The sequence below is a fragment of the Escherichia sp. MOD1-EC6098 genome (assembly GCF_002965865.1).
GTDB lineage: Bacteria > Pseudomonadota > Gammaproteobacteria > Enterobacterales > Enterobacteriaceae > Escherichia > Escherichia marmotae.
In genome coordinates, this window is sequence record NZ_PTSN01000005.1 from 41,129 (window position 1) to 68,057 (window position 26,929).

At 49.5% G+C, this 26,929-nt stretch carries 21 protein-coding genes and 1 pseudogene; 15 read left to right on the forward strand and 7 right to left on the reverse strand.

Going from position 1 to position 26,929, the window contains the following annotated elements; genetic code table 11:
• Positions 1-27: 27 nt before the first annotated feature.
• Entirely contained in the window at positions 28-264 is a 237-nt protein-coding gene (locus tag C0K55_RS07570; protein ID WP_001468488.1) for a DUF1435 domain-containing protein, read from the reverse strand.
• 140 nt (positions 265-404) lie between these two features.
• On the opposite strand from C0K55_RS07570, the gene fhuF reads away from it, so the two are divergent.
• Positions 405-1,190, forward strand: coding sequence for a siderophore-iron reductase FhuF (fhuF, locus tag C0K55_RS07575; protein ID WP_016262840.1), 786 nt, complete (start codon positions 405-407; stop codon positions 1,188-1,190).
• A gap of 36 nt (positions 1,191-1,226) precedes the next feature.
• Here fhuF and bglJ read toward each other — a convergent pair whose 3' ends face one another.
• Together bglJ and C0K55_RS07585 are read right to left on the reverse strand one after the other, a co-directional pair.
• Positions 1,227-1,904, reverse strand: a complete 678-nt coding sequence (bglJ, locus tag C0K55_RS07580) for a DNA-binding transcriptional activator BglJ (RefSeq protein WP_001517702.1) — start codon at positions 1,902-1,904, stop codon at positions 1,227-1,229.
• Positions 1,862-2,587, reverse strand: coding sequence for a helix-turn-helix domain-containing protein (locus C0K55_RS07585; protein WP_000936620.1), 726 nt, complete (start codon positions 2,585-2,587; stop codon positions 1,862-1,864). The genes bglJ and C0K55_RS07585 overlap by 43 nt, the downstream gene beginning before the upstream one ends.
• 627 nt (positions 2,588-3,214) lie before the next feature.
• Between C0K55_RS07585 and C0K55_RS07590 the strand changes: the two genes are divergently transcribed.
• The 6 genes from C0K55_RS07590 (at position 3,215) to opgB (ending at position 8,929) form a co-directional block, all read left to right on the forward strand.
• Positions 3,215-3,985 (forward strand): threonine/serine ThrE exporter family protein, encoded by a 771-nt coding sequence (locus C0K55_RS07590; protein WP_001468486.1) that lies wholly within the window; start codon positions 3,215-3,217, stop codon positions 3,983-3,985.
• Positions 3,976-4,449, forward strand: a complete 474-nt coding sequence (locus C0K55_RS07595; protein WP_000538195.1) for a threonine/serine exporter — start codon at positions 3,976-3,978, stop codon at positions 4,447-4,449. The genes C0K55_RS07590 and C0K55_RS07595 overlap by 10 nt, the downstream gene beginning before the upstream one ends.
• A gap of 106 nt (positions 4,450-4,555) precedes the next feature.
• The gene (gene dnaT / locus C0K55_RS07600; RefSeq protein WP_001468485.1) at positions 4,556-5,095 is read left to right on the forward strand and encodes a primosomal protein DnaT; all 540 of its coding nucleotides are present in this window, start codon (positions 4,556-4,558) and stop codon (positions 5,093-5,095) included.
• Positions 5,096-5,097: 2 nt separating this feature from the next.
• Entirely contained in the window at positions 5,098-5,835 is a 738-nt protein-coding gene (gene dnaC / locus C0K55_RS07605; protein ID WP_001468484.1) for a DNA replication protein DnaC, read from the forward strand.
• A 48-nt stretch (positions 5,836-5,883) separates the two neighbouring features.
• Positions 5,884-6,378 (forward strand): DUF2501 domain-containing protein YjjA, encoded by a 495-nt coding sequence (gene yjjA / locus C0K55_RS07610; RefSeq protein WP_001517700.1) that lies wholly within the window; start codon positions 5,884-5,886, stop codon positions 6,376-6,378.
• A gap of 259 nt (positions 6,379-6,637) precedes the next feature.
• A complete protein-coding gene (gene opgB / locus C0K55_RS07615; RefSeq protein WP_105224556.1) occupies positions 6,638-8,929 on the forward strand; it encodes a phosphatidylglycerol--membrane-oligosaccharide glycerophosphotransferase in 2,292 nt (763 codons plus the stop codon).
• A 178-nt stretch (positions 8,930-9,107) separates the two neighbouring features.
• Here the strand turns inward: opgB and C0K55_RS07620 are convergent, their stop codons facing one another.
• The gene (locus C0K55_RS07620) at positions 9,108-10,130 is read right to left on the reverse strand and encodes a zinc-binding alcohol dehydrogenase family protein (RefSeq protein WP_000106014.1); all 1,023 of its coding nucleotides are present in this window, start codon (positions 10,128-10,130) and stop codon (positions 9,108-9,110) included.
• Positions 10,131-10,268: 138 nt separating this feature from the next.
• Here C0K55_RS07620 and C0K55_RS07625 point away from each other — a divergent pair, with 138 nt between their 5' ends.
• A complete protein-coding gene (locus C0K55_RS07625; protein ID WP_000091590.1) occupies positions 10,269-11,174 on the forward strand; it encodes a GntR family transcriptional regulator in 906 nt (301 codons plus the stop codon).
• A gap of 122 nt (positions 11,175-11,296) precedes the next feature.
• Here C0K55_RS07625 and C0K55_RS07630 read toward each other — a convergent pair whose 3' ends face one another.
• Entirely contained in the window at positions 11,297-12,949 is a 1,653-nt protein-coding gene (locus C0K55_RS07630; RefSeq protein ID WP_105266355.1) for a Na+/H+ antiporter, read from the reverse strand.
• A 730-nt stretch (positions 12,950-13,679) separates the two neighbouring features.
• On the opposite strand from C0K55_RS07630, the gene C0K55_RS07635 reads away from it, so the two are divergent.
• From C0K55_RS07635 to C0K55_RS07645, 3 genes are all read left to right on the forward strand, one after another.
• The gene (locus C0K55_RS07635; protein WP_001468480.1) at positions 13,680-14,651 is read left to right on the forward strand and encodes a C4-dicarboxylate TRAP transporter substrate-binding protein; all 972 of its coding nucleotides are present in this window, start codon (positions 13,680-13,682) and stop codon (positions 14,649-14,651) included.
• Positions 14,652-14,713: 62 nt separating this feature from the next.
• Positions 14,714-15,187 (forward strand): TRAP transporter small permease, encoded by a 474-nt coding sequence (locus tag C0K55_RS07640; RefSeq protein WP_001210260.1) that lies wholly within the window; start codon positions 14,714-14,716, stop codon positions 15,185-15,187.
• Positions 15,184-16,455 carry a TRAP transporter large permease gene (locus C0K55_RS07645; protein ID WP_000118645.1) on the forward strand — a complete coding sequence of 424 codons (1,272 nt, stop codon included), beginning with the start codon at positions 15,184-15,186 and terminating at the stop codon, positions 16,453-16,455. The genes C0K55_RS07640 and C0K55_RS07645 overlap by 4 nt, the downstream gene beginning before the upstream one ends.
• A gap of 42 nt (positions 16,456-16,497) precedes the next feature.
• On the opposite strand, the gene tsr is transcribed toward C0K55_RS07645, so the two are convergent.
• On the reverse strand, positions 16,498-18,159 hold the full coding sequence (tsr, locus tag C0K55_RS07650; RefSeq protein ID WP_000919638.1) for a methyl-accepting chemotaxis protein: 1,662 nt from the start codon (positions 18,157-18,159) through the stop codon (positions 16,498-16,500).
• A gap of 558 nt (positions 18,160-18,717) precedes the next feature.
• Here tsr and btsT point away from each other — a divergent pair.
• The 3 genes from btsT to yjiA all read left to right on the forward strand — a co-directional run bounded on the left by btsT (position 18,718) and on the right by yjiA (position 22,158).
• A complete protein-coding gene (btsT, locus tag C0K55_RS07660; protein WP_016249551.1) occupies positions 18,718-20,868 on the forward strand; it encodes a pyruvate/proton symporter BtsT in 2,151 nt (716 codons plus the stop codon).
• Positions 20,869-20,987: 119 nt separating this feature from the next.
• Positions 20,988-21,191 (forward strand): YbdD/YjiX family protein, encoded by a 204-nt coding sequence (locus tag C0K55_RS07665; RefSeq protein ID WP_000467859.1) that lies wholly within the window; start codon positions 20,988-20,990, stop codon positions 21,189-21,191.
• A 10-nt stretch (positions 21,192-21,201) separates the two neighbouring features.
• Entirely contained in the window at positions 21,202-22,158 is a 957-nt protein-coding gene (yjiA, locus tag C0K55_RS07670; protein WP_001297640.1) for a GTPase, read from the forward strand.
• Positions 22,159-22,201: 43 nt separating this feature from the next.
• Here the strand turns inward: yjiA and mrr are convergent, their stop codons facing one another.
• Positions 22,202-23,116 (reverse strand): adenine/cytosine-specific restriction endonuclease Mrr, encoded by a 915-nt coding sequence (mrr, locus tag C0K55_RS07675; protein WP_105266354.1) that lies wholly within the window; start codon positions 23,114-23,116, stop codon positions 22,202-22,204.
• 187 nt (positions 23,117-23,303) lie between these two features.
• Here mrr and hsdR point away from each other — a divergent pair.
• Positions 23,304-26,815 (forward strand): annotated as a pseudogene (gene hsdR, locus C0K55_RS07680) (type I restriction-modification system endonuclease).
• The last annotated feature ends 114 nt before the right edge of the window (positions 26,816-26,929 follow it).

The following is a 26,929-nucleotide window of genomic DNA, read 5'->3' on the forward strand; positions in this document are numbered from 1 at the left end:
TTCCTTTCTTGTTTCTTCCCTGTTTTATCATCCTTGATCCCAGCTCGTTATCATCAGTATGACGCTCGCAATTAGCGCCAGGCACGATGGCAACAAAACATAATGCCGTAACTGTTTGTGATACAGCATCAGCGGTGTCACCAATAATCCCATCAGCATGACAATCCGCCACAGTTCCGGCGATAAATCCACATACGTCAGTCCTGCAATCAGCAATCCCGGCAGCAACACTCCCCAACCACTGCCCAGTGTACGTTGCAACATGGTTTCATCTCTTTTATTGATAATGATAAGCAATATCATATGATAATTTTTATCGTTTGCAAGCTAGCAAAATCCCTTGCTATCGTTTAAACCTATCGCTAGGATTAGCAATCATTATCATTTAGATTACTATCACGATTATGGCCTATCGTTCCGCACCGCTTCTTGAAGATGTTATCTGGCGAACGCATCTCCAGCCGCAAGATCCAACACTTGCGGAAACAGTACGTGCGACGATCGCAGAACATCGTGAACATTTGCTGGAGTTTATCCGTCTGGATGAACCCGCCCCACTTAGCGCCCTGACGCTGGCGCAATGGTCTTCTCCAACGGCCCTGCGTTCCCTGTTGGCTGTTTATTCCGATCATATCTACCGCAATCAACCATTGATGCTCCGCGAGAATAAGCCGCTGATCTCACTGTGGGCGCAATGGTATATCGGTCTGATGATGCCGCCATTAATGCTGGCGCTGTTAACACAGGAAAAAGCGTTAGATCTTTCCCCGGAACATTTTCACGTTGAGTTTCACGAAACCGGGCGTGCCGCCTGTTTCTGGATCGACGTGTGTGAGGACAAGAACGCTCCGCATTTGCCACAGCAGCGAATGGAAAAGTTAATCAGTCAGGCGATCGCCCCGGTTGTGCAGGCATTAGAAGCCACCGGCGAAATCAATGGCAAACTTATCTGGAGTAATACCGGCTATCTGATCAACTGGTATTTGACTGAGATGAAGCAGTTACTTGGTGATGCGACAGTTGAATCACTTCGCCATGCTCTCTTTTTTGAGAAAACACTCTCCACGGGTGAAGATAATCCTCTTTGGCGTACGGTGGTGCTGCGCGACGGCCTGTTGGTGCGCCGTACCTGCTGCCAACGTTATCGCTTGCCGGATGTACAGCAATGCGGCGACTGTACGCTGAAATGAAAAACTCTGCCGGGGTGATAACCCGGCATTAGCGTATTAAAAGGAATGCAACACATTGCTTGTTTCTGAAACCCGCATACATAACAGAATGTCTGCAGCCTCCAACAACCCAGCATCGGAACTGACGCCCAGTTTCGACATCACATTAAATTTATGCGCGCGGATCGTTTTAATATTTCGTTTAAGCTGCTCGGCAATTTGTGTCATTGAGTAGCCACGCGACATAAAACGCAATATTTCTCTCTCCGTTGGGCTTAGCGTCCGGCTTTGATTAATGTACCACTGATTGTTCAGGCGATCGGTAGCCTGACGCACGCCATTTAATGACAGAAACAGCTCCTGATAAAAAATGTCCAGCGTCGATGCTTTACTTAATACACCGTCCAACGGTGATGGCGATAATGATCCGATTAATCGTGCTTCAATATCATCATCCGCAATAACTAAACGCCGGGTACGCGGAAATTTAATAGCCAGCTCAGTCAAATAAGATAATCCCTCTCTGCGCTCACTTCTCATGGCAGAAAAAGAAAAAATAACCGCCGCAAATGAGACCCGCGACATCGCATCCTGAAACGCCTCCTGGCTTCTATAGATATGGAGTGTATAAGGGTTACCCGCAAACTTTCTGAATAAGCTTTCAATACCGATACTACTCATGACGCACTTCTCTATGAGTGCGACATTTCTCTTCTTAATTCGGCTGTGTTCCATTCTGCGGCATCTCCATAAACCGAAGGCAAGTTAAGTTCTCTTGCCCCCTGCGCGCTATTTATCCATGCATACATCTCAGCGTTGCTGTGAATTGCCAGCCGACGCATCGCACTGTTTTTTTGTGCGCTGATGGTTTTATTGCTTTTCTTAAGCAATGAAGCTATCTGGTTGATGCCCCATCCTTTGCCTAACAACCGCAGTACCTTGCGCTCTGAAAGTGTCAGAATGACGGTGCGATAGCTAAAATCCTGAGTTTCAGTCATTGCCGGGGAGGTCAGCATGGCGCTGATACGCTCTGCATGCGCATTACCGGAACGAACCGTCTTAACCAGATTCTCAATGGGTTCGATATCGGACAGTAACGTCGCTGCCGGGCACATAAGCAGTTCTACCGCCTGAGAGTACCAGGCACGCGAAACCATGAAAACCCAATGAATTTCCCTGTATTGTGAGATCAATGAATAATAATGTTCACAAACGGAATGTGGATTGTCATTTTCGCCGGTTAAATCGGCAATGACTAATCCGGAGCGACGTAATTGTAATAAGGTAAGATCCTCCGCGGAGGCTCTGGATATTATTTCATATTCAGGGAAGTGAGTCCTCATGACCTCTTTTAACCCTGCTTGCATAACCGGTATTTTACTGATAACAATTCCATTTTTGCAGCATCCTGGCAACATATTTCCTCCACATCCACTGTCTAAAAATCATGATGGTTTATTCAGGATATTCATTCCTTAAATGCTTCCAGCAAATTAATAGATTAAGCGAATAAATTATCCTTAGCATTCACTTTCATATCAGCATACTCCTGCTGCACAATAACTCCACGGCATGTGTCAGAAGGTTAGCATCAAATGATAACCTGGTGAAATAGCCTGGAGACATTTAAAATAACTAAATTAACTTGTTAGAAATACTTAATGGAAACCCTGGAATTCCATTAGTTTAAGATATAATTAAAACACCGCCTTCCCATCGAACAAAAAACATCTCGTCAGCATTTATACAAAAAAAATCAGTAAAATCTGATGATTTTATCTGTTTAAAATTCAAAAGTACGAACGGCCATCCATTACTCTAATCCGTAAGAGACAAATTATAAATTCATTATAATTATAATATTCATATGATAATTTTTTTGCAGCGATAAAAAATTCGCTTTTCGCCACTGAACTTCACCCGCCAACCAGGACTAATCAGCGCAATTTTGATCTTAACCTACCCCAAAACAACCGCTCTTCATGATACAAATGGGGTCTCATTATTTGAACAATACGCAGCACGTCTATGACAAAGGACGAGTTATGCAGACTGAGCAACAGCGGGCCGTAACACGGCTTTGTATCCAGTGTGGATTATTTCTTTTGCAACATGGAGCGGAAAGCGCGTTAGTTGATGAGCTTTCCTCGCGACTGGGTCGGGCGTTGGGAATGGACTGCGTCGAAAGTTCTATCTCTTCGAACGCCATTGTGCTTACTACCATTAAAGATGGGCAATGCCTGACATCTACGCGCAAAAATCACGATCGCGGCATTAATATGCATGTAGTGACGGAAGTTCAGCATATTGTGATTCTGGCGGAGCATCACCTGCTGGATTACAAAGGCGTGGAGAAACGTTTTAGCCAGATTCAACCCTTACGTTACCCGAGATGGCTGGTCGCCTTGATGGTTGGTCTGTCATGCGCCTGTTTCTGCAAGCTCAATAAAGGTGGCTGGGATGGTGCCGTCATCACCTTCTTTGCCAGCACGGTCGCAATGTATATCCGTCAGCTACTGGCGCAACGTCATCTCCACCCTCAGATAAACTTTTGCATCACCGCATTTGCCGCCACCACGATTTCTGGTTTGCTTTTACAACTCCCTGCCTTCAGCAATACGCCAACAATCGCGATGGCTGCCAGCGTTCTGCTGCTGGTGCCGGGCTTTCCGTTGATTAATGCCGTCGCTGATATGTTTAAAGGGCACATCAATACCGGGCTGGCACGCTGGGCGATTGCCAGCCTATTGACGTTGGCTACCTGCGTTGGCGTGGTGATGGCACTCACGATTTGGGGACTACGCGGATGGGTGTGATCGAATTTCTCTTAGCACTAGTGCAGGATATGATCCTCGCGGCAATTCCTGCAGTCGGCTTTGCGATGGTATTCAATGTGCCGGTTCGGGCGTTACGCTGGTGTGCACTGCTTGGCGCGATTGGTCATGGCTCTCGAATGATCTTAATGAATACCGGGCTGAATATTGAATGGTCAACCTTTATGGCATCCATGCTGGTCGGCACCATTGGTATTCAATGGTCACGCTGGTATCTGGCGCATCCGAAAGTCTTTACCGTGGCAGCCGTTATCCCTATGTTTCCCGGTATCTCTGCTTATACAGCAATGATTTCAGCCGTAAAAATCAGCCAGTTAGGTTACAGCGAGCCGTTGATGATTACCCTGTTAACCAACTTTCTTACGGCATCATCAATTGTTGGCGCGTTATCCATCGGCCTTTCCATTCCTGGATTATGGTTGTACCGCAAGCGCCCTCGCGTATAAAATTGCCTCGCTTAAAGCACACGGATGAGAGACAGCCTCCTTTCATCCGTGTGTTACTATAAAAGTAATCTCCCTTCTCGTTCATCGTTCCATATTGAGAAACAGTATGTCTTCCAGAGTTTTGACCCCGGACGTCGTTGGTATTGACGCCCTGGTACACGATCACCAGACCGTTCTGGCAAAAGCTGAAGGCGGTATGGTTGCCGTATTTGCTAACAACGCTCCGGCGTTTTATGCCGTCACGCCCTCACGTCTTGCTGAACTGCTGGCGCTGGAAGAAAAGCTGACACGTCCAGGAAGCGATGTCGCTCTGGACGATCAACTCTATCAGGAACCGCAAACTCCCCCCGTTGCCGTACCGATGGGAAAATTCGCCATGTACCCGGACTGGCGGCCAGATGCTGATTTTACTCGCCTGGCCGCATTATGGGGCGTGGCGCTAAGAGAACCCGCCACCGCCGAAGAACTGGCCTCATTCATTGCCTACTGGCAGGCGGAAGGCAAAGTCTTTCATCATGTGCAATGGCAACAAAAACTGGCGCGCAGTCTGCAAATTGGTCGTGCCAGCAATGGCGGACTGCCGAAACGAGATGTGAACACAGTCAGCGAACCTGACAGCCAAATTCCACCGGGATTCAGAGGGTAACGATGAAAAACGTTGGCGACCTGATGCAACGTCTGCAAAAAATGATGCCTGCCCATATCAAACCCGCCTTCAAAACGGGTGAAGAGCTTCTGGCGTGGCAGAAAGAACAAGGAGCGCTCCGCGCCGCCGCTCTGGAGCGCGAGAACCGGGCAATGAAAATGCAGCGCACCTTTAACCGCTCCGGCATTCGTCCGCTGCATCAGAACTGCTCCTTTGAGAACTATCGTGTTGAATGCGAAGGGCAGATGAATGCGTTGAGCAAAGCGCGCCAGTATGTCGACGAGTTCGACGGCAACATCGCCAGCTTTATCTTTTCTGGCAAGCCTGGAACCGGTAAAAACCACCTGGCGGCAGCGATCTGCAACGAACTACTGCTACGCGGCAAATCGGTATTGATTATTACTGTTGCCGATATTATGTCAGCGATGAAAGATACTTTCAGAAATAGCGGCACCAGCGAAGAGCAACTGCTCAACGATCTGAGCAACGTTGATCTGCTGGTGATCGACGAGATCGGTGTACAGACCGAATCGAAATACGAAAAAGTGATCATCAACCAGATCGTCGATCGTCGTTCTTCTTCCAAACGCCCGACCGGGATGCTGACCAACAGCAATATGGAGGAGATGACGAAATTGCTGGGCGAACGCGTTATGGATCGTATGCGCCTGGGCAACAGCCTGTGGGTGATCTTCAACTGGGACAGTTATCGTAGTCGGGTAACGGGTAAAGAGTATTAATCCCCATTTCCGGCGTTATACTGCGACAAAATTCCATTATGAGTAATGATGATGAAAACTGTTAAACACCTTCTGTGCTGTGCAATTGTCACCACCGCATTCATTTCCGCCGGGACACATGCCGCTTCCTGGAAAGATGCGCTTTCCAGCGCCGCCAGCGAGTTAAGCAACCAGAGCAGCACCACACAGGAAGGTGGTTGGTCGCTCTCTTCATTAACGAGTCTGCTTAGCAGCGGCAACCAGGCGTTAAGCGCAGACAATATGAACAATGCCGCAGGTATTCTGCAATATTGCGCGAAACAAAAGCTGGCTTCAGTGACCGACGCGGAAAACATCAAAAATCAGGTACTGGAGAAGCTGGGCCTGAACAGCGAAGAACAGAAAGAAGACACCAACTATCTGGATGGCATTCAGGGTTTGCTGAAAACCAAAGATGGTCAGCAGCTTAATCTGGATAACATCGGCACCACTCCGCTGGCGGAGAAAGTGAAAACCAAAGCCTGCGATCTGGTATTAAAGCAAGGCCTGAACTTTATCTCCTGATCTGTTCTGTATAATGCCGCGTTTTAACTGTTAATCGGCTGGCGCGGCTCTCCCCTTCTCTTTTTCCCGCTTCTCACGCCTTCATCCCCCGCTATGCGGGACGCGACCTTGAATAAAAAAGCCTGTTTATAAACTAATTCCTAACAACATCGCATTTTTTTGACACTAGAATTGCAGCAATATGGCAGCGCCATTACATTGTGTTTCTCAAAAAATCTTAAACATCGGCTACACGGCCTGGTTTAGTGAGGATCGCCCGTTGTCAGAACTACTCTCTTTCGCCCTGTTTCTCGCCTCTGTGCTGATCTACGCATGGAAAGCGGGACGTAACACCTGGTGGTTTGCAGCCACGTTAACGGTGCTGGGGCTATTTGTCGTTTTAAATATTACCCTGTTTGCCAGCGACTATTTTACTGGCGATGGTATTAACGACGCGGTGCTCTATACCTTAACCAACAGCCTGACCGGTGCAGGCGTCAGCAAATATATCCTGCCAGGCATCGGCATTGTGCTGGCACTGACGGCGGTGTTCGGCGCGCTGGGATGGATCCTTCGCCGCCGCCGACATCATCCTCACCATTTTGGCTACAGCCTTTTGGCACTCTTGCTGGCGCTGGGTTCAGTGGATGCCAGCCCGGCATTTCGTCAGATAACGGAACTGGTGAAATCCCAATCGCGCGACGGCGATCCGGACTTTGCGGCTTATTATAAAGAGCCGTCAAAAACCATCCCCTCCCCCAAACTCAACCTGGTTTATATCTACGGAGAAAGCCTCGAACGAACTTATTTTGACAACGACGCTTTCCCGGATCTCACGCCAGAACTGGGGGCGCTAAAAAATGAAGGGCTGGATTTCAGCCATACGCAGCAACTGCCGGGAACCGATTACACAATTGCTGGCATGGTAGCCTCCCAGTGTGGCATTCCGCTGTTTGCCCCGTTTGAAGGCAACGCCTCTGCATCCGTTTCCAGCTTCTTCCCACAGAACATCTGTCTGGGCGATATCCTGAAAAATTCCGGTTATCAGAACTATTTCGTGCAGGGAGCCAACCTGCGTTTTGCGGGTAAAGATGTGTTCCTGAAATCACACGGCTTCGACCATTTGTACGGTTCGGAAGAACTGAAAAGCGTGGTGGCAGACCCGCATTATCGCAACGACTGGGGATTCTACGACGATACGGTGCTGGACGAAGCATGGAAAAAATTTGAAGAACTGTCTCGCTCCGGCCAACGGTTTTCGCTGTTTACTCTGACGGTCGATACCCATCACCCGGATGGTTTTATCTCACGTACCTGTAACCGCAAAAAATATGATTTTGACGGAAAACCGAACCAGTCATTCAGCGCGGTAAGTTGCAGCCAGGAGAACATCGCGACGTTTATCAATAAAATCAAAGCCTCTCCGTGGTTTAAAGATACCGTTATAGTGGTCTCTTCCGACCATCTGGCGATGAACAACACCGCGTGGAAATACCTGAACAAACAGGATCGCAACAACCTGTTTTTTGTCATCCGTGGCGACAAACCGCAGCAAGAGACGCTGGCAGTGAAGCGTAACACGATGGATAACGGCGCTACCGTGCTGGATATTCTCGGAGGCGATAACTTCCTCGGTCTCGGACGCAGCAGTCTGTCTGGTCAGTCAATATCAGAAGTGTTCCTCAACATTAAAGAGAAAGTGCTGGCGTGGAAGCCGGATATCATCCGCTTGTGGAAATTCCCTACCGAGATGAAAACGTTCACCATTGATCAGAACAAAAACATGATCGCATTCTCAGGAAGCCACTTCCGCCTGCCACTGCTGTTACGCGTGTCAGATAAACGCGTGGAGCCTCTGCCAGAAAGTGAATACTCCGCACCTCTGCGTTTCCAGTTAGCTGATTTCGCCCCACGAGACAATTTCGTCTGGGTTGACCGCTGTTACAAGATGGCGCAACTGTGGGCACCGGAACTGGCGCTCTCTACCGACTGGTGCGTCTCACAAGGTCAACTTGGCGGACAACAAATTGTGCAGCATGTTGATAAGCCTGAATGGAAAGGCAAAACAGCGTTTAAAGACACGGTCATCGACATGAAACGCTACAAAGAGAATGTTGATACGCTGAAAATTGTCGATAACGATATTCGCTACAAAGCAGACAGTTTCATCTTTAACGTCGCTGGTGCGCCGGAAGAGGTGAAACAGTTCAGTGGAATTTCCCGCCCGGAATCCTGGGGACGCTGGTCAAACGCGCAGTTAGGCGATGAAGTGAAAATCGAGTACAAACATCCGCTGCCGAAGAAATTTGACCTGGTGATCACCGCCAAAGCCTATGGTAATAACGCCGGCCGCCCCATTCCGGTACGCGTAGGCAATGAAGAACAAACCATCGTGCTGGGTAATGAAGTGACCACCAATACGCTGCATTTCGATAACCCAACCGATGCCGATACGCTGGTGATTGTTCCACCGGAACCTGTCGCAACCAACGAAGGGAACATTCTCGGCCACTCGCCGCGTAAGCTCGGCATTGGTATGGTGGAAATCAAAGTGGTTGAGCGTGAAGGGTAATAATATTGCCTGGTTGTAGTTCGGATAAGACGCGCAAGCGTCGCATCAGGCGTCGGCACACAACTGCCGGATGCGCCGTGAACGCCTTATCCGTCCTGCGGTATAATATTGAAACGTAAAAAAACAGCGCCCAACACGTCCCCGAGCGCTGCATGGCAACTTTACCAATATCCGATTATCAGAAAGTAATAACGCCCTTAATCAACTCAGGATTGTTAATTACATCGCGCTCATAGATTTCCGCCAGCGTGGCGAACGGATAGCGATGGGTTAACATCATGTCAGCCGTGATTTTCCCTTCCGCCATCAATCTCCCGACTTTCGCGAAATCTTCCGGCGTGGCGTTGCGGCTACCCATCATTGTGGTTTCTTTTTTATGGAACTCCGGGTCAGAGAATTGCAACTCGCCTTTAAACAGGCCGACAAATACCACCGTGCCGCCGTGGCGAATCAGATTCACTGTGTTATTCATCGCATGTTGATTACCCGTCGCGTCGATCACTTTCTGCGCCAAAGAACCACCAAATTGCGCCCGCAACTGGTCATCAAAATCCTCTGCTGAAGGATCCAGCACCGGCAGTTCCAGACGCGTTGCTACATGCTCACGGCGAGTCGGACTGGTATCTGCCACTACCACCTGTGCACCATCAGCTTTAGCGATTGCCGCCGCGCCCAGACCGATTGGCCCCGCACCGACCACCAGCACCTGCTCGCCGGGCGCAACTGCCGCACGACGTACCGCATGAGCGCTAATGGCGAAAGGTTCAATCAACGCAGCCGCCTGCGGGTCAATGCCGTCTGCGGGTAGCAAATTAGCCGCAGGCACTGCCAGATACTCACTAAAACCACCATCCTGATGCACACCAATGACTGAAATTCTTTCACAGCAGTTGGTGCGACCACTTTTACACGCAGGACACTGCTGACAAGAGATATACGGAATTACTGCAACTTGCTGCCCAATATTAAAATTGTGAATATTTTTCCCTGCATCAATAATCTCCCCACATATTTCATGACCTAAAACACGTGGGTAGCTAAAAAATGGCTGATTACCCGCCCAGGCATGAATATCTGTACCACAAATTCCGACAGCTTTAATTTTAATTAATGCTTCATCGTCGCCTGCCACCGGCCTTTCCCGGATTTTCCAGACTAAACTCTTTATTTTCTGACAAATTAAGACTTTCATTGTAGACATGATTCACTGCTCCTTTTATTTTATTACTCCCAGATATCGTCGAATTTATAAGAGCGACTGAATTTGCCCATGAAATATGCGGATGATCACGCATAAAAATGTTTTAAATCGGTTTTTAATACCGTACTGGAGGGAACAATGAGTCGTTCACAGAATTTACGTCATAACGTCATAAACCAGGTGATTGAAGATATGGCGCGGGGAAATATTCCATCCCCACTCCCTTCACAAAGTGGACTGGCAGAAATGTATAACATTAGCCGCACCACGGTACGCCACATACTCCAGCATTTAAGCGCATGCGGCGTGCTCACCCAGGTGGGAAAGGATTATGTTGTCGCCCGCAAACCCGAACAGAACGATGGTTTCGATTGCATCACAGTCTCGCTGACAGAGCAAAACTACATTTTTGAGCAGGCATTTTTCACCATGATTAACCAGCGTCAGCTACGCGCCGGAGAGAGTTTTTCCGAGCTGCAACTGGCGCGGACGGCAGGCGTCAGCCCGGTCGTGGTTCGAGAATACCTTTTAAAATTTGGCCGCTATGGTCTGATTCAGAGCGAAAAACGCGGGCAGTGGAGCATGAAGCAGTTCGATCAGTCTTATGCCGAACAACTGTTTGAACTGCGGGAGATGCTGGAAACACACGCGTTACAGCACTTTCTGAATTTGCCAGATGATGATTCACGCTGGTTACAGGCAAAAACACTGCTCGAACGCCACCGGACACTGCGTGACAGCATTGGCAGTAATTTTCGTATGTTTTCGCAGTTAGACCGCGATTTTCATGCCATGCTGCTATCTGCTGCTGACAACATCTTTTTTAATCAAACACTTGAAATTATATCGGTGATTTTTCACTGTCATTATCAGTGGGATGAAAGCGATCTGAAACAACGTAATATTATTGCCATTGATGAGCATATGACGATTCTTAGCGCGCTAATTTGCCGCAGTGATTTAGATGCCGTACTCGCGCTGCGTAATCATCTCGATACCGCCAGGCAATCGATGATTCGCTCAGTCAAACAACATCATCGTTAAATTAAGTACAGATTAAAAACTACTATTCCGAGTTTATATCACGGCATAAAAATCAAGCCAATAATAAACGATGCTGAGTTAACAACACTCAGCCATCATTTATTGATTAAACAACAATAAAATTATTGGCTGTCCATAATTAATGCTTCCAGTACATCTAATTCACTGACAATTTTAGCCAGTGTTTCATCACACACTTCTTGCCTTGCTCGCATTTGATAAATAGCTGCACGTTTGGCATTCAGCGCCGCCAGATTAAATGTTCTTTCCAGTTTTGTCCGTTGCATATGCAACGAATTATCGTTTGCCGACATATCATCATCATTACGCCGCATATAATCGATAATTCTGGCCCCGGTTTCCATAATTAATTCATTATCGAGGTTTTCCGTGCTGGCACCAAGCAAACGTTGCTGAGTTTTTTGCACGCTCAGGATAGCCATTTTAGACATAAACAAATCGGCGGCGATCTCTTCTTTCTGCCGGTTATCGCTAAACAGGCTAACATTTTTCCCCAATAACAGCGGCAGAATGATAATGCCGCACAGCAACGAAAAGAGGATCACCCCGGTAGCGAGAAACACCAGCAAATAGCGCCCAGGGAACGGTTCACCATCGGACAGTAATAACGGTATAGAAAGCACCCCCGCAAGAGTTATAGCCCCACGAACGCCAGCAAAAGTCGCTAACAACAAGTGGCGTGTTTTGTATCCGGCAAACAGCATTGGATGATTACTTTTCCGCCTGCGGCTGTACAGACGCATCAACCATAGCCAACCAAAGCGCATAACCATCAATGCAAGGTAGATCCACACAATATCCAGCACCAGCGACCAGGTTTGCACTAAGGGATCGTGTTGTGCGCGGGTCAGTGATTCCGAAATGATGGCCGGAAGCTGCAAGCCCAGAATCAAAAATACCATGCCGTTGAAGACATATTCCAGCATTGACCAGGAGCTTTTCGCCTTAATTCTCAGTCGTATAGGCGCATGATGCACGACGCCAATACGGCTGGTCGTTAGCCCTGCGGCAACAGCGGCGAGGATGCCGGATAAACCAAAATGCTCCGCCACCAGATAAACAATAAACGGCAGCAGCAACATCAACACGATCTGGATTGAAGGCTCATCGTGAGCGTAACGGCTGATCAACAACAGTCCTTTACCATATAACCAGGTAACGGCGATCCCAACGGCAATACCGCCCACTGCCACGACAAAAAAGGCGATAGTCGCACCATACACGCTAAATTCCATCGTCCCCATAGTCACTGCGACAGCAAACTTCAACGCCACCAAACCGGAGGCATCATTCATTAATGCTTCGCCTTCAAGCACTTCCTGAATGCTTTTGTTGATTCGTCCTTTACCGACGATCCCCAACAATGCGACAGCATCCGTTGGCGACAACACCGCAGCCAATGCAAACGCCGCAATAAGCGGAACATTCGGTAACAGTAAATGAATAACGTAGCCGACGGCAAAAATAGTGATTAAGACCAGGATCAGCGCCAGACCTACGATTTCCCGACTGTGTTTGATCAACTCTTTAGGTTGTATTTTTGAACTTTCAGCAAACAACAACGGTGGAATAAACAATAACAGGAAAAGTTCAGGATTAAATTCCACATGTAAACCAAAAATGGGCTGAGCCAGTAATGCACCGGCAGCAATCTGGATTAAAGGAAGTGGAATCTGGATGGGAGACAGACGTGTCAGCACACTGGTTAATGAAACAACCAGAGTAAGAATTAAAATCGTTAAAAGTATTTCCATATAATTACTCCGCATCCTCATGCATAAATAATGGATATAACTAACCTAACTTCATAAGAATAACATCCAATCTATTACTTACAATTAATCGTTAATCGCAACATTTACTCACGAGAGTATATTAAGAAATGCAACTTATTATTTTTCTTTTGTTTATTCATAGTGTGAATGGTTATGATCTACCCTCCTCATGCATACGCAACAGAAAAACTTTTTTACTCAAACATTTCAACCAGATATGAATAACCTCTCATTTTTAATACCCGGAGATAACATAACTGACAAAAATGAATCAATTCAGCATTTAACAAATTTAAAGGATATCGCTATACACCGTCAACCGAAAATTTATTCTGTTTATATTATCAATTTAAATAATTATCAGTAGATTATAAAATAAAAACAATCACTCCTTATGTGAAATAGCCTGTCGCCGCCTTATAAAATCGCAACAAATACGCTAACTACACGCATCCTAAAAAAATGCTTATCTATCTGAAAACAGACCATTACTCATCAGACATTGCATAACTTAAGGATATACAATAAAAATCATATTAAAAACCGATTAAAAGCAGCAAAGTCATACCAGGAGCACGAATTCACGAAACATTTGCAGCAGTCAGTCTATTCGCTGATTATTTTCGCACAGACGACAACTTTTTCATGATGTTTCTCTCCAGATAGTAATGTTGGAGTTATTTATTCTATAACATGGAGTACGTGGAAGATGAGTAAAATAATAGCAATGCTAATTACTGTCAGCACCCTTTTTCTGCCGACAATAATTCAGGCAAAACCGATTTCGATAAAAGTTGCCTATGAAAATAACCCCGGCGAACCACTGGATGTTGTCATGCGCCACTGGGCGGATCTGTTGAATAAAAAAAGTGGTGGTGAAATAACACTGGCGCTTTACCCCAGTTCCCAATTGGGATCAAAACAGGATGTGACTGAACAAGCCATGATGGGGATGAATGTTATTACCCTGAGTGATGTCGCATTCCTCGCTGATTATGAACCAGATTTGGGCATTCTGTTTGGCCCCTATTTAACCGACGATCCGCAAAAACTGTTCAAAATATATGAAAGTGACTGGTTCAAGCAGAAAAATGAAAGCCTGAAGAAAAAAGGTATTCATGTGGTTATGAATAATTATCTTTATGGCACCCGGCAGATCATTTCTAAAAAACCTATCCGCACAGTTGAAGACCTCGCGGGATTAAAAATCCGTGTGCCTAATAATGTCATGCAGATAAAAGCGATTCAGGCGATGGGAGCAACCCCAACGCCAATGCCATTAGGTGAAGTTTATCCTGCGTTAACCCAGGGCGTTATTGACGGAGTGGAAAACCCGATTTCTGTTCTGCAAGGACAAAAACTCTATGAGCAGGCGAAATACCTGACGATGGTGAATTACCTTACCAACACCTCCGTCTGGATTGGTGGCGAAGCTTTCTTTAGCACCCTCTCCCCGGAACAACTGGAAATGATTCACCAGACTGGTTATGAAGCTGGGCTCTATAGCCAGAAGCTCACTCTTGAGCGCGATGCTGAAATGCTGAAAGCCATGCAAGCTGAAGGTGTAGAGGTTATCTATCCTGATACCGAACCATTCCGTAAGAAAGCCCGCGAAGTTTACTCACAGTTCCCGGAGTGGACACCTGGCCTCTATGAAACCATTCAACAACAACTGAAATAAGTATCGATGCTAATCGTCCTGCTTTTTTCACAAAAGCAGGACAAGCCCTTACAGGAGGTTTCATGCGTTTTTTCGGCAAACTGGCAGAGTTTAGCGCTGCCTTTGCGCTGTTTGTTCTGGTTGTGATGACAATTGGAGCAGTATTTATGCGCTATTTCATCGGCCAACCGATTCAGTGGACAGAAGAGATGTCCGGGATGCTGATGATTTGGGTGGTGATGCTAGGTGGTATCGTGGCAGAGCGCGACCGGGCACATCTGACCATCCCTTTTGTAATGGATATGCTGCCAGCCACCATCAGACGAGTGATTGCTGTTCTGGTCGCCCTTCTCTCCCTCTGCGTGTTGCTTTATATGGCCTGGCTGGGCTACCGGCTGGCGGAAATGGCGCAGTTTAAAGTGACACAAATACTGAAAGTTTCCTGGTTCTGGATCGATCTGGCGGTCCCCGTCGGCGCGCTGGCAACTGCTCTCTATACCCTTTACTGGTTAATCACCGATATAAAGCAACCCCATAGCGGAGACGAAAAACAATGAGTTGGTTATTGATTATCCCGCTAATGATCGTCTGTTTATTTCTTAACATTCGGGTCTATCTGGCGATGTTTATTGGCATCATCGCTTACTTTTTATTCTTCTCCAGCGTGCCGATCGAAATTGCCGTCCAGAGGCTAATCGCCCCGACGCAAAGTCCTTCACTACTGGCTATTCCGTTTTTTATTTTGCTGGGTACGCTAATGAGCTACACCGGCATTGCAGAACGCATTTTACAAATTGCCAACGTCCTGGTGGGGAAAATGCGCGGTGGTCTGGGCGTAGCGAATATTCTCGTCAGCACCATGATGGGCGGTGTCAGTGCCTCTAACCTTGCAGATGCAGCAATGTTATCGCGCATGATGGTGCCGGAAATGGAACGCAAAGGTTACAACCGTGCCTTTGCCGCCGCCATTACCGCTGGTGGTTCGTTAGTCACGCCAATCATACCGCCGGGAATTGCCCTGATTATTTACGGTCTGGTTGCGGATGTCTCTATCGGCAAAATGTTTATCGCCGGACTGGTGCCTGGTTTGCTGTGTGCGGTCGTGCTGATGTTTACCGTCTACCTCGTCGCCCGCAGAACAAACGCCAAACCCTCGCGTGAAAGCTGGCCAACGGGCAAAGAAGTGGTGTTCTCTCTCGGTCAGGCGTGGCCAGCGCTGTTTCTGATTTTTGCCGTAGTCGGCGGCATTCGGGCGAATATCTTCACCCCGACGGAAGCAGGTGCCGCAGCGGTATTAATCGTTCTGGCGATTGGCTTTTTCATCTACCGTGAAATGAAAGTTTCCCACGTAGTTAAAGCTCTCGGTGAAACCGCACGCGCCACGGCGTCGGTGATGCTGGTGATTATGGCCAGCGCCGCCCTGGGTTGGATTTTCTCAATGGAACATGCTGGCGTCGCGGTGGCGAATTTCGTCACCTCGCTGACTGAAAACAAATATATGTTCCTTTTGATTATCAACGTATTGCTTTTGACGTTGGGGATGTTTCTGGAAGGAAACGCCATTCTGTTGATCCTGGTGCCGCTACTGAAACCGGTGGTCGAACACTTTGGTATCGATCCGGTACATTTCGGTATCATCATGATCTTCAACCTGTCGATTGGCGCGTTCACGCCGCCGGTGGGCACCGTGATGCTGCTGGTGTGTAATATCACGCAAGTTTCTGTAGGTAATTTCTTTAAGCAATCTCTGCCACTGCTGGTAGCCCTGCTGCTGATGCTGTTGCTGGTCACATATATCCCGGCAATTTCGCTGTTCCTGGTATAACGATAAAAACGCCGGATGAAGCACTCATCCGGCGTCATTGTGTTAAAACGTCTCCCAGTTATCCCCGCTATCGGCAACGGCAATTTTGCGCGGCGCAACCGGTGCCACACTGTTTACTACCAACACTTCGCGCTGACGCTTTTGCTCTTGCTGAATACGAAATACAGCCACAGCTTCAGTCAGGCGGCTGGCCTGCTCTTCCAGCGCGGCGGCAGCGGCGGCAGACTCTTCCACCAGCGCAGCGTTCTGTTGCGTTACCCGATCCATCTCGACAACCGCTAAACCAACCTGATCGATACCACGACTCTGCTCATCAGAAGCAGAGGCAATTTCACCCATAATATCGGTCACGCGGGTCACGGCGCTGACAATCTCCGCCATCGTTTCCCCGGCACTTTCGACCAGCGTAGAGCCAACATCCACTTTGCCAACCGAGTCTTCAATCAGAGTCTTAATTTCACGCGCCGCCTGAGCGCTACGCTGAGCCAGATTACGCACTTCTCCCGCAACTACCGCAAAACCGCGACCTTGTTCACCCGCGCGTGCCGCTTCGACCGCCGCATTCAAGGCCAGAATATTAGTCTGGAAAGCAATGCCGTCGATAACACTGATAATGTCGGCAATTTTCTGCGAACTGGTAGAAATATCACGCATGGTCTGTACCACGCTATCCACCACATTTCCGCCGCGTTGTGCTGTTTCAGAAGCACTTAATGCCAGATGGCTGGCCTGCCGCGCGTTCTCGGCATTTTGTTTCACTGTCGCGGTCAGTTGCTCCATGCTGGCTGCCGTCTCTTCCAGCGAAGCAGCCTGTTGCTCGGTGCGCGAAGAGAGGTCATTGTTGCCGGTGGCGATTTCGCTGGCCCCGCTATAGATGGCATTCGCGCCGTTACGCACATCGCCTACGGTACGTACCAGCTCACTTTGCATATGACGCAAACTCTCTGCCAGTTGACCCACTTCATTGGAACCGTCCACCTCAATCGATTTCACCAGATCACCGCCAGCAATATGGCGAATGCTGTCGATCAGGCGATTCATCGGTGCCACCAGCGACGTTTTAATACCAAACCAGACGGCGAAAATCACCGCCAGTACGACGATCAGCACGCACGCCAGCACCCACATTGCCTGGTTATAGGAAGCATTATTATCGGTGACGGCGATGTCATAGAGACGATCGTTTTGCTGCATATACGCCATATACTGCTTTTCGAACCCGTCCTGATATCCCTGTGTAGGTTGGTCAAAAAACGCATTGATTTTGCCCGCACTTAACAACTGGATCAGCTCCGCCAGTGCATTGTGATAGATATCGTAATTGCGTTTGATCTCAGTAGCAGCCGCTGTGCTCTGACGCGAGTTACGCGGTAGTGCTTCGTAATCTGCCCAGTTTTTTTCCGCTTGTTTCAGTGAAAGAGTGGCACTCTGCATCAGCTCGGCAACAGTTGAACCACTGCCAATATTGTTCTGATCCATCATGTAGCGGATGCCCGCGCGGTTGAGGGTGTTACGCGTCTGCAACAACTCAACCCAACTGCTATTCAGCGTAGATTGCTGCTGGCGAATGGTTTGTAAAACGGAGAAGTATTCTTTGTCCTTCTTTAAGGTATTAAAGAACAGACCGCCTGATGTTAGTTGTAAAAGGCCGAAAATGGCCAAAACCAGTAGTACACTGGTCACGATCCTGATACGTTTTAGCATGGTTTCTCTTTTCCTGTTGACCGATAGCAGGATTTTCGGCCTGGAATGAGAAAACTTTATAGGTAGCGGCTTTAAACTGGCTAAATTTACCTCACTTTTTTATTTTTGTTCAAAAATACAATAGCCACGCATTGGTACATTTTCTTTTGTTATTTTTTTACACTAATTGTATCTATTTTGAACATGAGAATATTTGCCAATAGTTTAATATTATTGGCCAAAACAATATTACCGGTTGGGAAGTGTGGTTTTATATTGTTATTTAATATATATAGAATAAATATAATTTTTATATGAGTAACACAACCGGGAGATAAAATTCGCCCTGGGTGTGATCATCATCACATAAATAACCTTCGTAAACCTCGCCCAATACCGCTCAACTGCAAAACTGACCGCTTACATCCCTAATATAACCGCTCAGTTATTTACCTTACTTTACGCGCGCGTAACTCTGGCAACATCACTGCAGGATAGCGGTCAATTTACCTCCTCAAACGCAACGCAAACCTAGAACGGCTTCGGCCAACTATTAATCAATACATGCCAGGTTTTACTATGGATACTAAAAAGATATTCAAGCACATACCCTGGGTGATTCTCGGAATCATCGGTGCATTCTGCCTCGCGGTAGTTGCATTACGTCGGGGGGAGCACGTCAGTGCCCTGTGGATCGTGGTCGCCTCTGTGTCGGTGTATCTGGTGGCGTATCGCTACTACAGTCTGTACATCGCCCAGAAGGTGATGAAACTCGACCCCACGCGCGCGACGCCTGCGGTTATTAACAACGACGGTCTGAACTACGTTCCGACCAACCGTTACGTGTTGTTTGGTCACCACTTCGCCGCTATCGCCGGTGCTGGTCCGCTGGTGGGGCCGGTTCTCGCCGCGCAAATGGGCTACCTGCCGGGCACGCTGTGGCTGCTGGCAGGCGTGGTGCTGGCCGGTGCGGTTCAGGACTTTATGGTGCTGTTTATCTCTTCTCGCCGTAACGGCGCATCTCTCGGTGAGATGATCAAAGAAGAGATGGGGCCAGTACCTGGGACTATCGCGCTGTTTGGCTGTTTCTTAATCATGATCATCATCCTGGCGGTACTGGCGCTGATCGTGGTTAAAGCCCTGGCCGAAAGTCCGTGGGGTGTCTTCACCGTTTGCTCAACCGTACCGATTGCGCTGTTTATGGGTATCTACATGCGCTTTATTCGTCCGGGGCGTGTAGGTGAAGTCTCTGTCATTGGTATTGTGCTGCTGGTTGCCTCTATCTACTTCGGCGGCGTGATTGCTCACGACCCTTACTGGGGTCCGGCACTGACCTTTAAAGACACCACCATTACCTTCGCGCTGATTGGCTATGCGTTTGTTTCCGCGCTGCTGCCGGTGTGGTTGATCCTCGCACCGCGCGACTATCTGGCAACCTTCCTGAAAATCGGCGTTATCGTCGGCCTGGCGCTGGGTATCGTGGTGCTGAACCCGGAACTGAAAATGCCTGCGATGACTCAGTACATTGATGGTACTGGCCCGCTGTGGAAAGGCGCTCTGTTCCCGTTCCTGTTCATCACCATCGCCTGTGGTGCGGTATCTGGCTTCCACGCGCTGATCTCTTCCGGTACGACGCCGAAACTGCTGGCTAACGAAACCGACGCGCGTTTCATTGGCTACGGCGCAATGCTGATGGAGTCCTTCGTGGCGATTATGGCGCTGGTTGCTGCGTCCATCATCGAACCGGGTCTTTACTTCGCGATGAACACCCCGCCAGCGGGTCTCGGCATCACCATGCCTAACCTGCATGAAATGGGTGGCGAGAACGCGCCTGTCATCATGGCACAACTGAAAGATGTTACCGCACACGCGGCGGCAACTGTCAGTTCCTGGGGCTTCGTGATTTCGCCGGAACAAATCCTGCAAACTGCGAAAGACATTGGTGAACCTTCTGTCCTGAACCGTGCGGGTGGCGCGCCGACGCTGGCGGTAGGTATCGCTCACGTGTTCCACAAAGTGCTGCCGATGGCTGACATGGGCTTCTGGTATCACTTCGGTATTCTGTTCGAAGCACTGTTCATCCTGACCGCGCTGGATGCCGGTACGCGTTCTGGCCGCTTTATGCTGCAAGACCTGCTGGGCAACTTCATCCCGTTCCTGAAAAAAACCGACTCTCTGGTTGCCGGTATCATCGGTACTGCGGGCTGTGTGGGTCTGTGGGGCTACCTGCTGTATCAGGGTGTGGTCGATCCGCTGGGCGGCGTTAAGAGCCTGTGGCCGCTGTTCGGTATCTCTAACCAGATGCTGGCAGCCGTGGCGCTGGTACTGAGCACTGTGGTGCTGATTAAGATGAAGCGCACTAAATACATCTGGGTTACCGTTATCCCGGCAGTATGGCTGCTTATCTGCACTACCTGGGCGCTGGGTCTGAAACTGTTCAGCAACAACCCGCAGATGGAAGGCTTCTTCTACATGGCAAACCAGTACAAAGAGAAGATTGCTAACGGTACTGACCTGACGGCACAGCAGATTGCCAACATGAACCACATCGTTGTGAACAACTACACCAACGCAGGCCTGAGTATTCTGTTCCTGATTGTGGTGTACAGCATCATCTTCTACGGTTTCAAAACCTGGCTTGCGGTGCGTAACAGCGACAAACGTACTGACAAAGAAACACCGTACGTTCCAATCCCGGAAGGCGGCGTGAAGATTTCTTCGCACCACTAACCGGTTGCCTTATCCGGCTTACAAAATGTCTATCGTAGGCCGGATAAGGCGTTTACGCCGCATCCGGCAAATCCCCAGCCCGGACAGCTTCCGGGCTTTACGCATATCTGGAAGGCAAAATGTTTGGTAACTTAGGACAGGCAAAAAAATATCTCGGCCAGGCGGCGAAGATGTTGATTGGCATTCCAGACTACGACAACTACGTCGAGCATATGAAGACCAACCATCCCGACAAGCCGTACATGAGCTATGAAGAATTCTTCCGCGAACGCCAGAACGCGCGCTACGGCGGCGATGGTAAAGGCGGTATGCGCTGTTGTTAATGGAGAGAGCATGAACCCGATTGCAGTCACCCTACTCACCGGTTTTTTAGGCGCGGGCAAAACCACCCTGCTACGCCATATTCTTAACGAACAGCACGGCTATAAGATTGCCGTAATTGAAAACGAATTTGGCGAAGTCTCCGTCGATGATCAACTGATTGGCGACCGCGCCACGCAGATCAAAACGCTGACCAACGGCTGCATCTGCTGTTCCCGCTCCAACGAACTGGAAGATGCGCTGCTCGACCTACTGGATAATCTCGACAAGGGCAATATTCAGTTCGATCGTCTGGTCATTGAATGCACCGGCATGGCCGATCCCGGCCCGATTATTCAGACCTTTTTCTCCCATGAGATTTTATGCCAGCGTTACCTGCTGGACGGCGTGATTGCGCTGGTAGATGCGGTACATGCCGATGAGCAGATGAACCAGTTCACTATCGCCCAGTCACAGGTTGGCTACGCCGACCGTATTCTGCTGACCAAAACCGACGTCGCTGGCGAAGCAGAAAAACTGCGTGAACGCCTGGCGCGCATCAACGCCCGTGCACCGGTCTACACCGTCACTCACGGCGACATCGACCTGGGTCTGCTGTTCAACACCAACGGTTTTATGCTGGAAGAGAACGTTGTCAGCACCAAACCGCGTTTTCACTTTATCGCGGATAAACAAAACGATATTTCGTCGATTGTGGTGGAACTGGATTACCCGGTAGATATCAGCGAAGTTTCCCGGGTGATGGAAAACCTGCTGCTGGAATCGGCAGATAAACTGCTGCGTTACAAAGGGATGCTATGGATTGACGGCGAACCTAACCGCCTGCTGTTCCAGGGCGTCCAGCGCCTCTACAGCGCCGACTGGGACCGCCCGTGGGGCGATGAAAAACCGCATAGCACGATGGTGTTTATTGGGATCCAGTTGCCGGAGGAAGAGATAAGGGCAGCGTTTGCGGGGTTGAGGAAGTAAAGGCTGGTAGGCCGGATAAGCACAGCGCATCCGGCCAGGTTTTTCACTCAAAATAGTCCATATCCAGTTTCGGCACCTTCAACAAACGTGAAGAAACCCCTACTTCGTTTTCGATCATTAAGTGCACCAGGCGTTCCCCATCAACCAACACCATCCCCTCGACGGATTGGGCAAAGTCACGCGCCTGAGACGTAAATCCAGAAGTGGTAATAAAAACTCCACGTTTCGCTTTTTGCCCGGCCAGTGCGCCATAAAACGCCTGTAATTCTGGCCTGCCTACAGTGTTCTGCCAACGTTTTGCCTGAACATAAACTTTCTCCAGGCCCAGTTTATCAAGCGAGATTACGCCATCAATACCACCATCTCCAGTACCGCCAACACGCTGCAAATCATCACGGTGGCCGCCATACCCCAGGCGATGCAAAACATCCAGAACAATGACTTCAAAGCGCGAAGGAGAAACCTGCAATAAGTTTTCCAGAACCTCATCAGCCACCGCATCACGAAGTTCCTTTAGCGCCTGATCTAACCGATCGTCCGGGCTGCTCTTTGCCAGTTCTTCATGATCGGGAGTGTCGGCTTTTGGCTCTAAATCGACGGCATCCGGCTGTGACTTGAGTTTGACATTCGTAAAATCGAAGGCCAGATGGTTCGTCTCCTGCTCCGTCATTGGCTGGGGATGAGACGCAACCCAGTCAAAACCAGCGGGGGTTAGGCACCATTTGCCACGCGACAAACTCTGCGATAACCCGGCACGTTTTAAACGGCCATGCGCCCAGCCTGCACGATTTTTATAAACAAGTTGTCCGCTGGTAATGACTTTCGCTCGCTGGCTGTCATCCAGCCCTAATGCATCCGCGGCAGCCTCATGGACATCACGCGCGGCTGCACCTTCCGGTTTTGTCGCCAGATAACGCAGAACAGGTTCAATAAATTTGTCATAGGTAGGAACCGTCATAGTACATCCTTGCAGAATCAGGTAGATGTTTTTCGGCTACTATAGCACTACAAAAATAGACGAACACGTTAGAAATGAGTCAGTTGCTGTGACCGCGGTCATTGCCCGGAAAGGTACAGAAAGCTAAGATGAGATGTTATGGGCCTTAAATATTTGGACAGGCCCACACAGCAATGGATTAATAACAATGATGAATAAATCCAATTTTGAATTCCTGAAAGGCATCAACGACTTCACTTATGCCATCGCCTGTGCGGCGGAAAATAACTACCCGGATGATCCCAACACGACGCTGATTAAAATGCGTATGTTTGGCGAAGCCACAGCGAAACATCTTGGTCTGTTACTCAACATCCCCCCTTGTGAGAACCAACACGATCTCCTGCGCGAACTTGGCAAAATCGCCTTCGTTGATGACAACATTCTCTCTGTATTCCACAAATTACGCCGCATTGGTAACCAGGCGGTGCACGAATATCATAACGATCTCGACGATGCCCAGATGTGTCTGCGGCTCGGGTTCCGCCTGGCTGTCTGGTACTACCGTCTGGTCACCAAAGATTATGACTTCCCGGTGCCGGTGTTTGTGTTGCCGGAACGTGGCGAAAACCTCTATCACCAGGAAGTGCTGACGCTAAAACAACAGCTTGAACAGCAGGCGCGAGAAAAAGCGCAGACTCAGGCAGAAGTCGAAGCGCAACAGCAGAAGCTGGTTGCCCTGAACGGCTATATCGCCATTCTGGAAGGTAAACAGCAGGAAACCGAAGCGCAAACCCGGGCTCGCCTTGCTGCACTGGAAGCGCAGCTCGCCGAGAAGAACGCAGAACTGGCAAAACAGACCGAACAGGAACGTAAGGCTTACCACAAAGAAATTACCGATCAGGCCATCAAGCGCACACTCAACCTTAGCGAAGAAGAGAGTCGCTTCCTGATTGACGCGCAACTGCGTAAAGCAGGCTGGCAGGCCGATAGCAAAACCCTGCGCTTCTCCAAAGGCGCACGCCCGGAACCCGGCGTCAATAAAGCCATTGCTGAATGGCCGACCGGGAAAGATGAAACGGGTAAACAGGGCTTTGCGGATTATGTGCTGTTTGTCGGCCTCAAGCCCATCGCGGTGGTAGAGGCGAAACGTAAAAATATCGACGTTCCCGCAAAGCTCAATGAGTCGTATCGCTACAGTAAATGCTTCGATAATGGCTTCCTGCGGGAAACCTTGCTTGAGCATTACTCACCGGATGAAGTGCATGAAGCGGTGCCGGAGTATGAAACCAGTTGGCAGGACACCTGCGGCCAACAACGGTTTAAAATCCCCTTCTGCTACTCGACCAACGGGCGCGAATACCGCGCAGCGATGAAGACTAAAAGCGGCATCTGGTATCGCGACGTGCGTGATACCCGCAATATGTCGAAAGCCTTACCTGAGTGGCATCGCCCGGAAGAGCTGCTGGAAATGCTCGGCAGTGAACCGCAAAAACAGAATCAGTGGTTTGCCAATAACCCTGGCATGAGCGAGCTGGGCCTGCGTTATTATCAGGAAGATGCTGTCCGCGCGGTTGAAAAGGCAATCGTCAACGGTCAACAAGAGATCCTGCTGGCGATGGCGACCGGTACAGGTAAAACCCGTACGGCGATCGCCATGATGTTCCGCCTGATCCAGTCCCAGCGTTTTAAACGCATTCTCTTCCTCGTTGACCGCCGTTCTCTTGGCGAACAGGCGCTGGGCGCGTTTGAAGATACACGTATTAACGGCGACACTTTCAACAGCATTTTCGACATTAAAGGGCTGACGGATAAATTCCCGGAAGACAGCACCAAAATTCACGTAGCCACCGTACAGTCGCTGGTGAAACGCACCCTGCAATCAGATGAACCAATGCCGGTGGCCCGTTACGACTGTATCGTCGTTGACGAAGCGCATCGCGGCTACATTCTCGATAAAGAGCAGACCGAAGGCGAACTGCAGTTCCGCAGCCAACTGGATTACGTTTCTGCCTATCGTCGCATTCTCGATCACTTCGATGCGGTAAAAATCGCCCTCACCGCCACCCCGGCGCTGCATACGGTGCAGATTTTCGGCGAGCCGGTTTACCGTTACACCTACCGTACCGCGGTTATCGACGGTTTTCTGATCGACCAGGATCCGCCGATTCAGATCACCACCCGCAACGCACAGGAGGGAGTTTATCTCTCCAAAGGCGAACAGGTTGAACGCATCAGCCCGCAGGGGGAAGTGATCAACGACACCCTGGAAGACGATCAGGATTTTGAGGTCGCCGACTTTAACCGTGGTCTGGTGATCCCGGCGTTTAACCGCGCTGTCTGTAACGAACTCACCAACTACCTTGACCCGACCGGGTCACAAAAAACGCTGGTCTTCTGCGTCACCAATGCCCATGCCGATATGGTGGTGGAAGAGCTGCGTACCGCGTTTAAGAAAAAGTATCCGCAACTGGAGCACGACGCGATCATCAAGATCACCGGTGATGCCGATAAAGACGCGCGCAAAGTGCAGACCATGATCACCCGTTTCAATAAAGAGCGGCTGCCTAATATCGTGGTAACCGTCGACCTGCTGACCACCGGCGTCGATATTCCGTCGATATGTAACATCGTGTTCCTGCGTAAAGTACGCAGCCGTATTCTGTACGAGCAGATGAAAGGCCGCGCCACGCGCTTATGCCCGGACGTGAATAAAACCAGCTTTAAGATTTTCGACTGCGTCGATATCTACAGCACGCTGGAGAGCGTCGACACCATGCGTCCGGTGGTGGTGCGTCCGAAGGTGGAACTGCAAACCCTGGTCAACGAAATTACCGATTCAGGAACCTATAAAATCACCGAAGCGGACGGCCGTAGCTTTGCCGAGCACAGCCATGAACAACTGGTGGCGAAGCTCCAGCGCATCATCGGCCTGGCCACGTTTAACCGTGACCGCAGCGAAACGATAGACAAACAGGTGCGTCGTCTGGATGAGCTATGCCAGGACGCGGCGGGCGTGAACTTTAACGGCTTAGCCTCGCGCCTGCGGGAAAAAGGGCCGCACTGGAGCGCCGAAGTCTTTAACAAACTGCCTGGCTTTATCGCCCGTCTGGAAAAGCTGAAAACCGACATCAACAACCTGAATGATGCGCCGATCTTCCTCGATATTGACGATGAAGTGGTGAGCGTAAAATCGCTGTACGGTGATTACGACACGCCGCAGGATTTCCTCGAAGCCTTTGACTCGCTGGTGCAACGTTCCCCGAACGCGCAACCGGCATTGCAGGCGGTGATCAATCGCCCGCGCGATCTCACCCGTAAAGGACTGGTCGAGCTACAGGAGTGGTTTGACCGCCAGCACTTTGAGGAATCTTCCCTGCGCAAAGCGTGGAAAGAGACGCGCAATGAAGATATCGCCGCCGGCTGATTGGACATATTCGCCGCGCGGCGGTGGGCGATGCGCTGAAACCGTTTGAGGAACGTGTCGATCACGCGCTGACGCGCATTAAGGGCGAAAACGACTGGAGCAGCGAGCAATTAAGCTGGCTCGATCGTTTAGCGCAGGCGCTGAAAGAGAAAGTGGTGCTCGACGACGATGTGTTCAAAACCGGCAACTTCCACCGTCGCGGCGGGAAGGCAATGCTGCAAAGAACCTTTGACGATAATCTCGACAGCCTGCTCGATAAATTCAGCGATTATATTTGGGATGAACTCGCCTGACACGTATACACTTCATCCTTCAGGCTGCCTCTGCGTTGGCTGCGCTCGTTCACCCCGGTCACGTACTTCTGTACGCTCCTGGGGATTCACTCGCTTGCCACCTTGATGCAACCT

What these genes read in the sequence shown, in the direction of transcription:
- C0K55_RS07570 (WP_001468488.1), bottom strand. Translation starts at nt 264, where the DNA reads ATGTTGCAACGTACACTGGGCAGTGGTTGGGGAGTGTTGCTGCCGGGA.
- fhuF (WP_016262840.1), top strand. Translation starts at nt 405, where the DNA reads ATGGCCTATCGTTCCGCACCGCTTCTTGAAGATGTTATCTGGCGAACG.
- bglJ (WP_001517702.1), bottom strand. Translation starts at nt 1,904, where the DNA reads ATGGAACACAGCCGAATTAAGAAGAGAAATGTCGCACTCATAGAGAAG.
- C0K55_RS07585 (WP_000936620.1), bottom strand. Translation starts at nt 2,587, where the DNA reads ATGTTGCCAGGATGCTGCAAAAATGGAATTGTTATCAGTAAAATACCG.
- C0K55_RS07590 (WP_001468486.1), top strand. Translation starts at nt 3,215, where the DNA reads ATGCAGACTGAGCAACAGCGGGCCGTAACACGGCTTTGTATCCAGTGT.
- C0K55_RS07595 (WP_000538195.1), top strand. Translation starts at nt 3,976, where the DNA reads ATGGGTGTGATCGAATTTCTCTTAGCACTAGTGCAGGATATGATCCTC.
- dnaT (WP_001468485.1), top strand. Translation starts at nt 4,556, where the DNA reads ATGTCTTCCAGAGTTTTGACCCCGGACGTCGTTGGTATTGACGCCCTG.
- dnaC (WP_001468484.1), top strand. Translation starts at nt 5,098, where the DNA reads ATGAAAAACGTTGGCGACCTGATGCAACGTCTGCAAAAAATGATGCCT.
- yjjA (WP_001517700.1), top strand. Translation starts at nt 5,884, where the DNA reads ATGATGAAAACTGTTAAACACCTTCTGTGCTGTGCAATTGTCACCACC.
- C0K55_RS07620 (WP_000106014.1), bottom strand. Translation starts at nt 10,130, where the DNA reads ATGTCTACAATGAAAGTCTTAATTTGTCAGAAAATAAAGAGTTTAGTC.
- C0K55_RS07625 (WP_000091590.1), top strand. Translation starts at nt 10,269, where the DNA reads ATGAGTCGTTCACAGAATTTACGTCATAACGTCATAAACCAGGTGATT.
- C0K55_RS07630 (WP_105266355.1), bottom strand. Translation starts at nt 12,949, where the DNA reads ATGGAAATACTTTTAACGATTTTAATTCTTACTCTGGTTGTTTCATTA.
- C0K55_RS07635 (WP_001468480.1), top strand. Translation starts at nt 13,680, where the DNA reads ATGAGTAAAATAATAGCAATGCTAATTACTGTCAGCACCCTTTTTCTG.
- C0K55_RS07640 (WP_001210260.1), top strand. Translation starts at nt 14,714, where the DNA reads ATGCGTTTTTTCGGCAAACTGGCAGAGTTTAGCGCTGCCTTTGCGCTG.
- C0K55_RS07645 (WP_000118645.1), top strand. Translation starts at nt 15,184, where the DNA reads ATGAGTTGGTTATTGATTATCCCGCTAATGATCGTCTGTTTATTTCTT.
- tsr (WP_000919638.1), bottom strand. Translation starts at nt 18,159, where the DNA reads ATGCTAAAACGTATCAGGATCGTGACCAGTGTACTACTGGTTTTGGCC.
- btsT (WP_016249551.1), top strand. Translation starts at nt 18,718, where the DNA reads ATGGATACTAAAAAGATATTCAAGCACATACCCTGGGTGATTCTCGGA.
- C0K55_RS07665 (WP_000467859.1), top strand. Translation starts at nt 20,988, where the DNA reads ATGTTTGGTAACTTAGGACAGGCAAAAAAATATCTCGGCCAGGCGGCG.
- yjiA (WP_001297640.1), top strand. Translation starts at nt 21,202, where the DNA reads ATGAACCCGATTGCAGTCACCCTACTCACCGGTTTTTTAGGCGCGGGC.
- mrr (WP_105266354.1), bottom strand. Translation starts at nt 23,116, where the DNA reads ATGACGGTTCCTACCTATGACAAATTTATTGAACCTGTTCTGCGTTAT.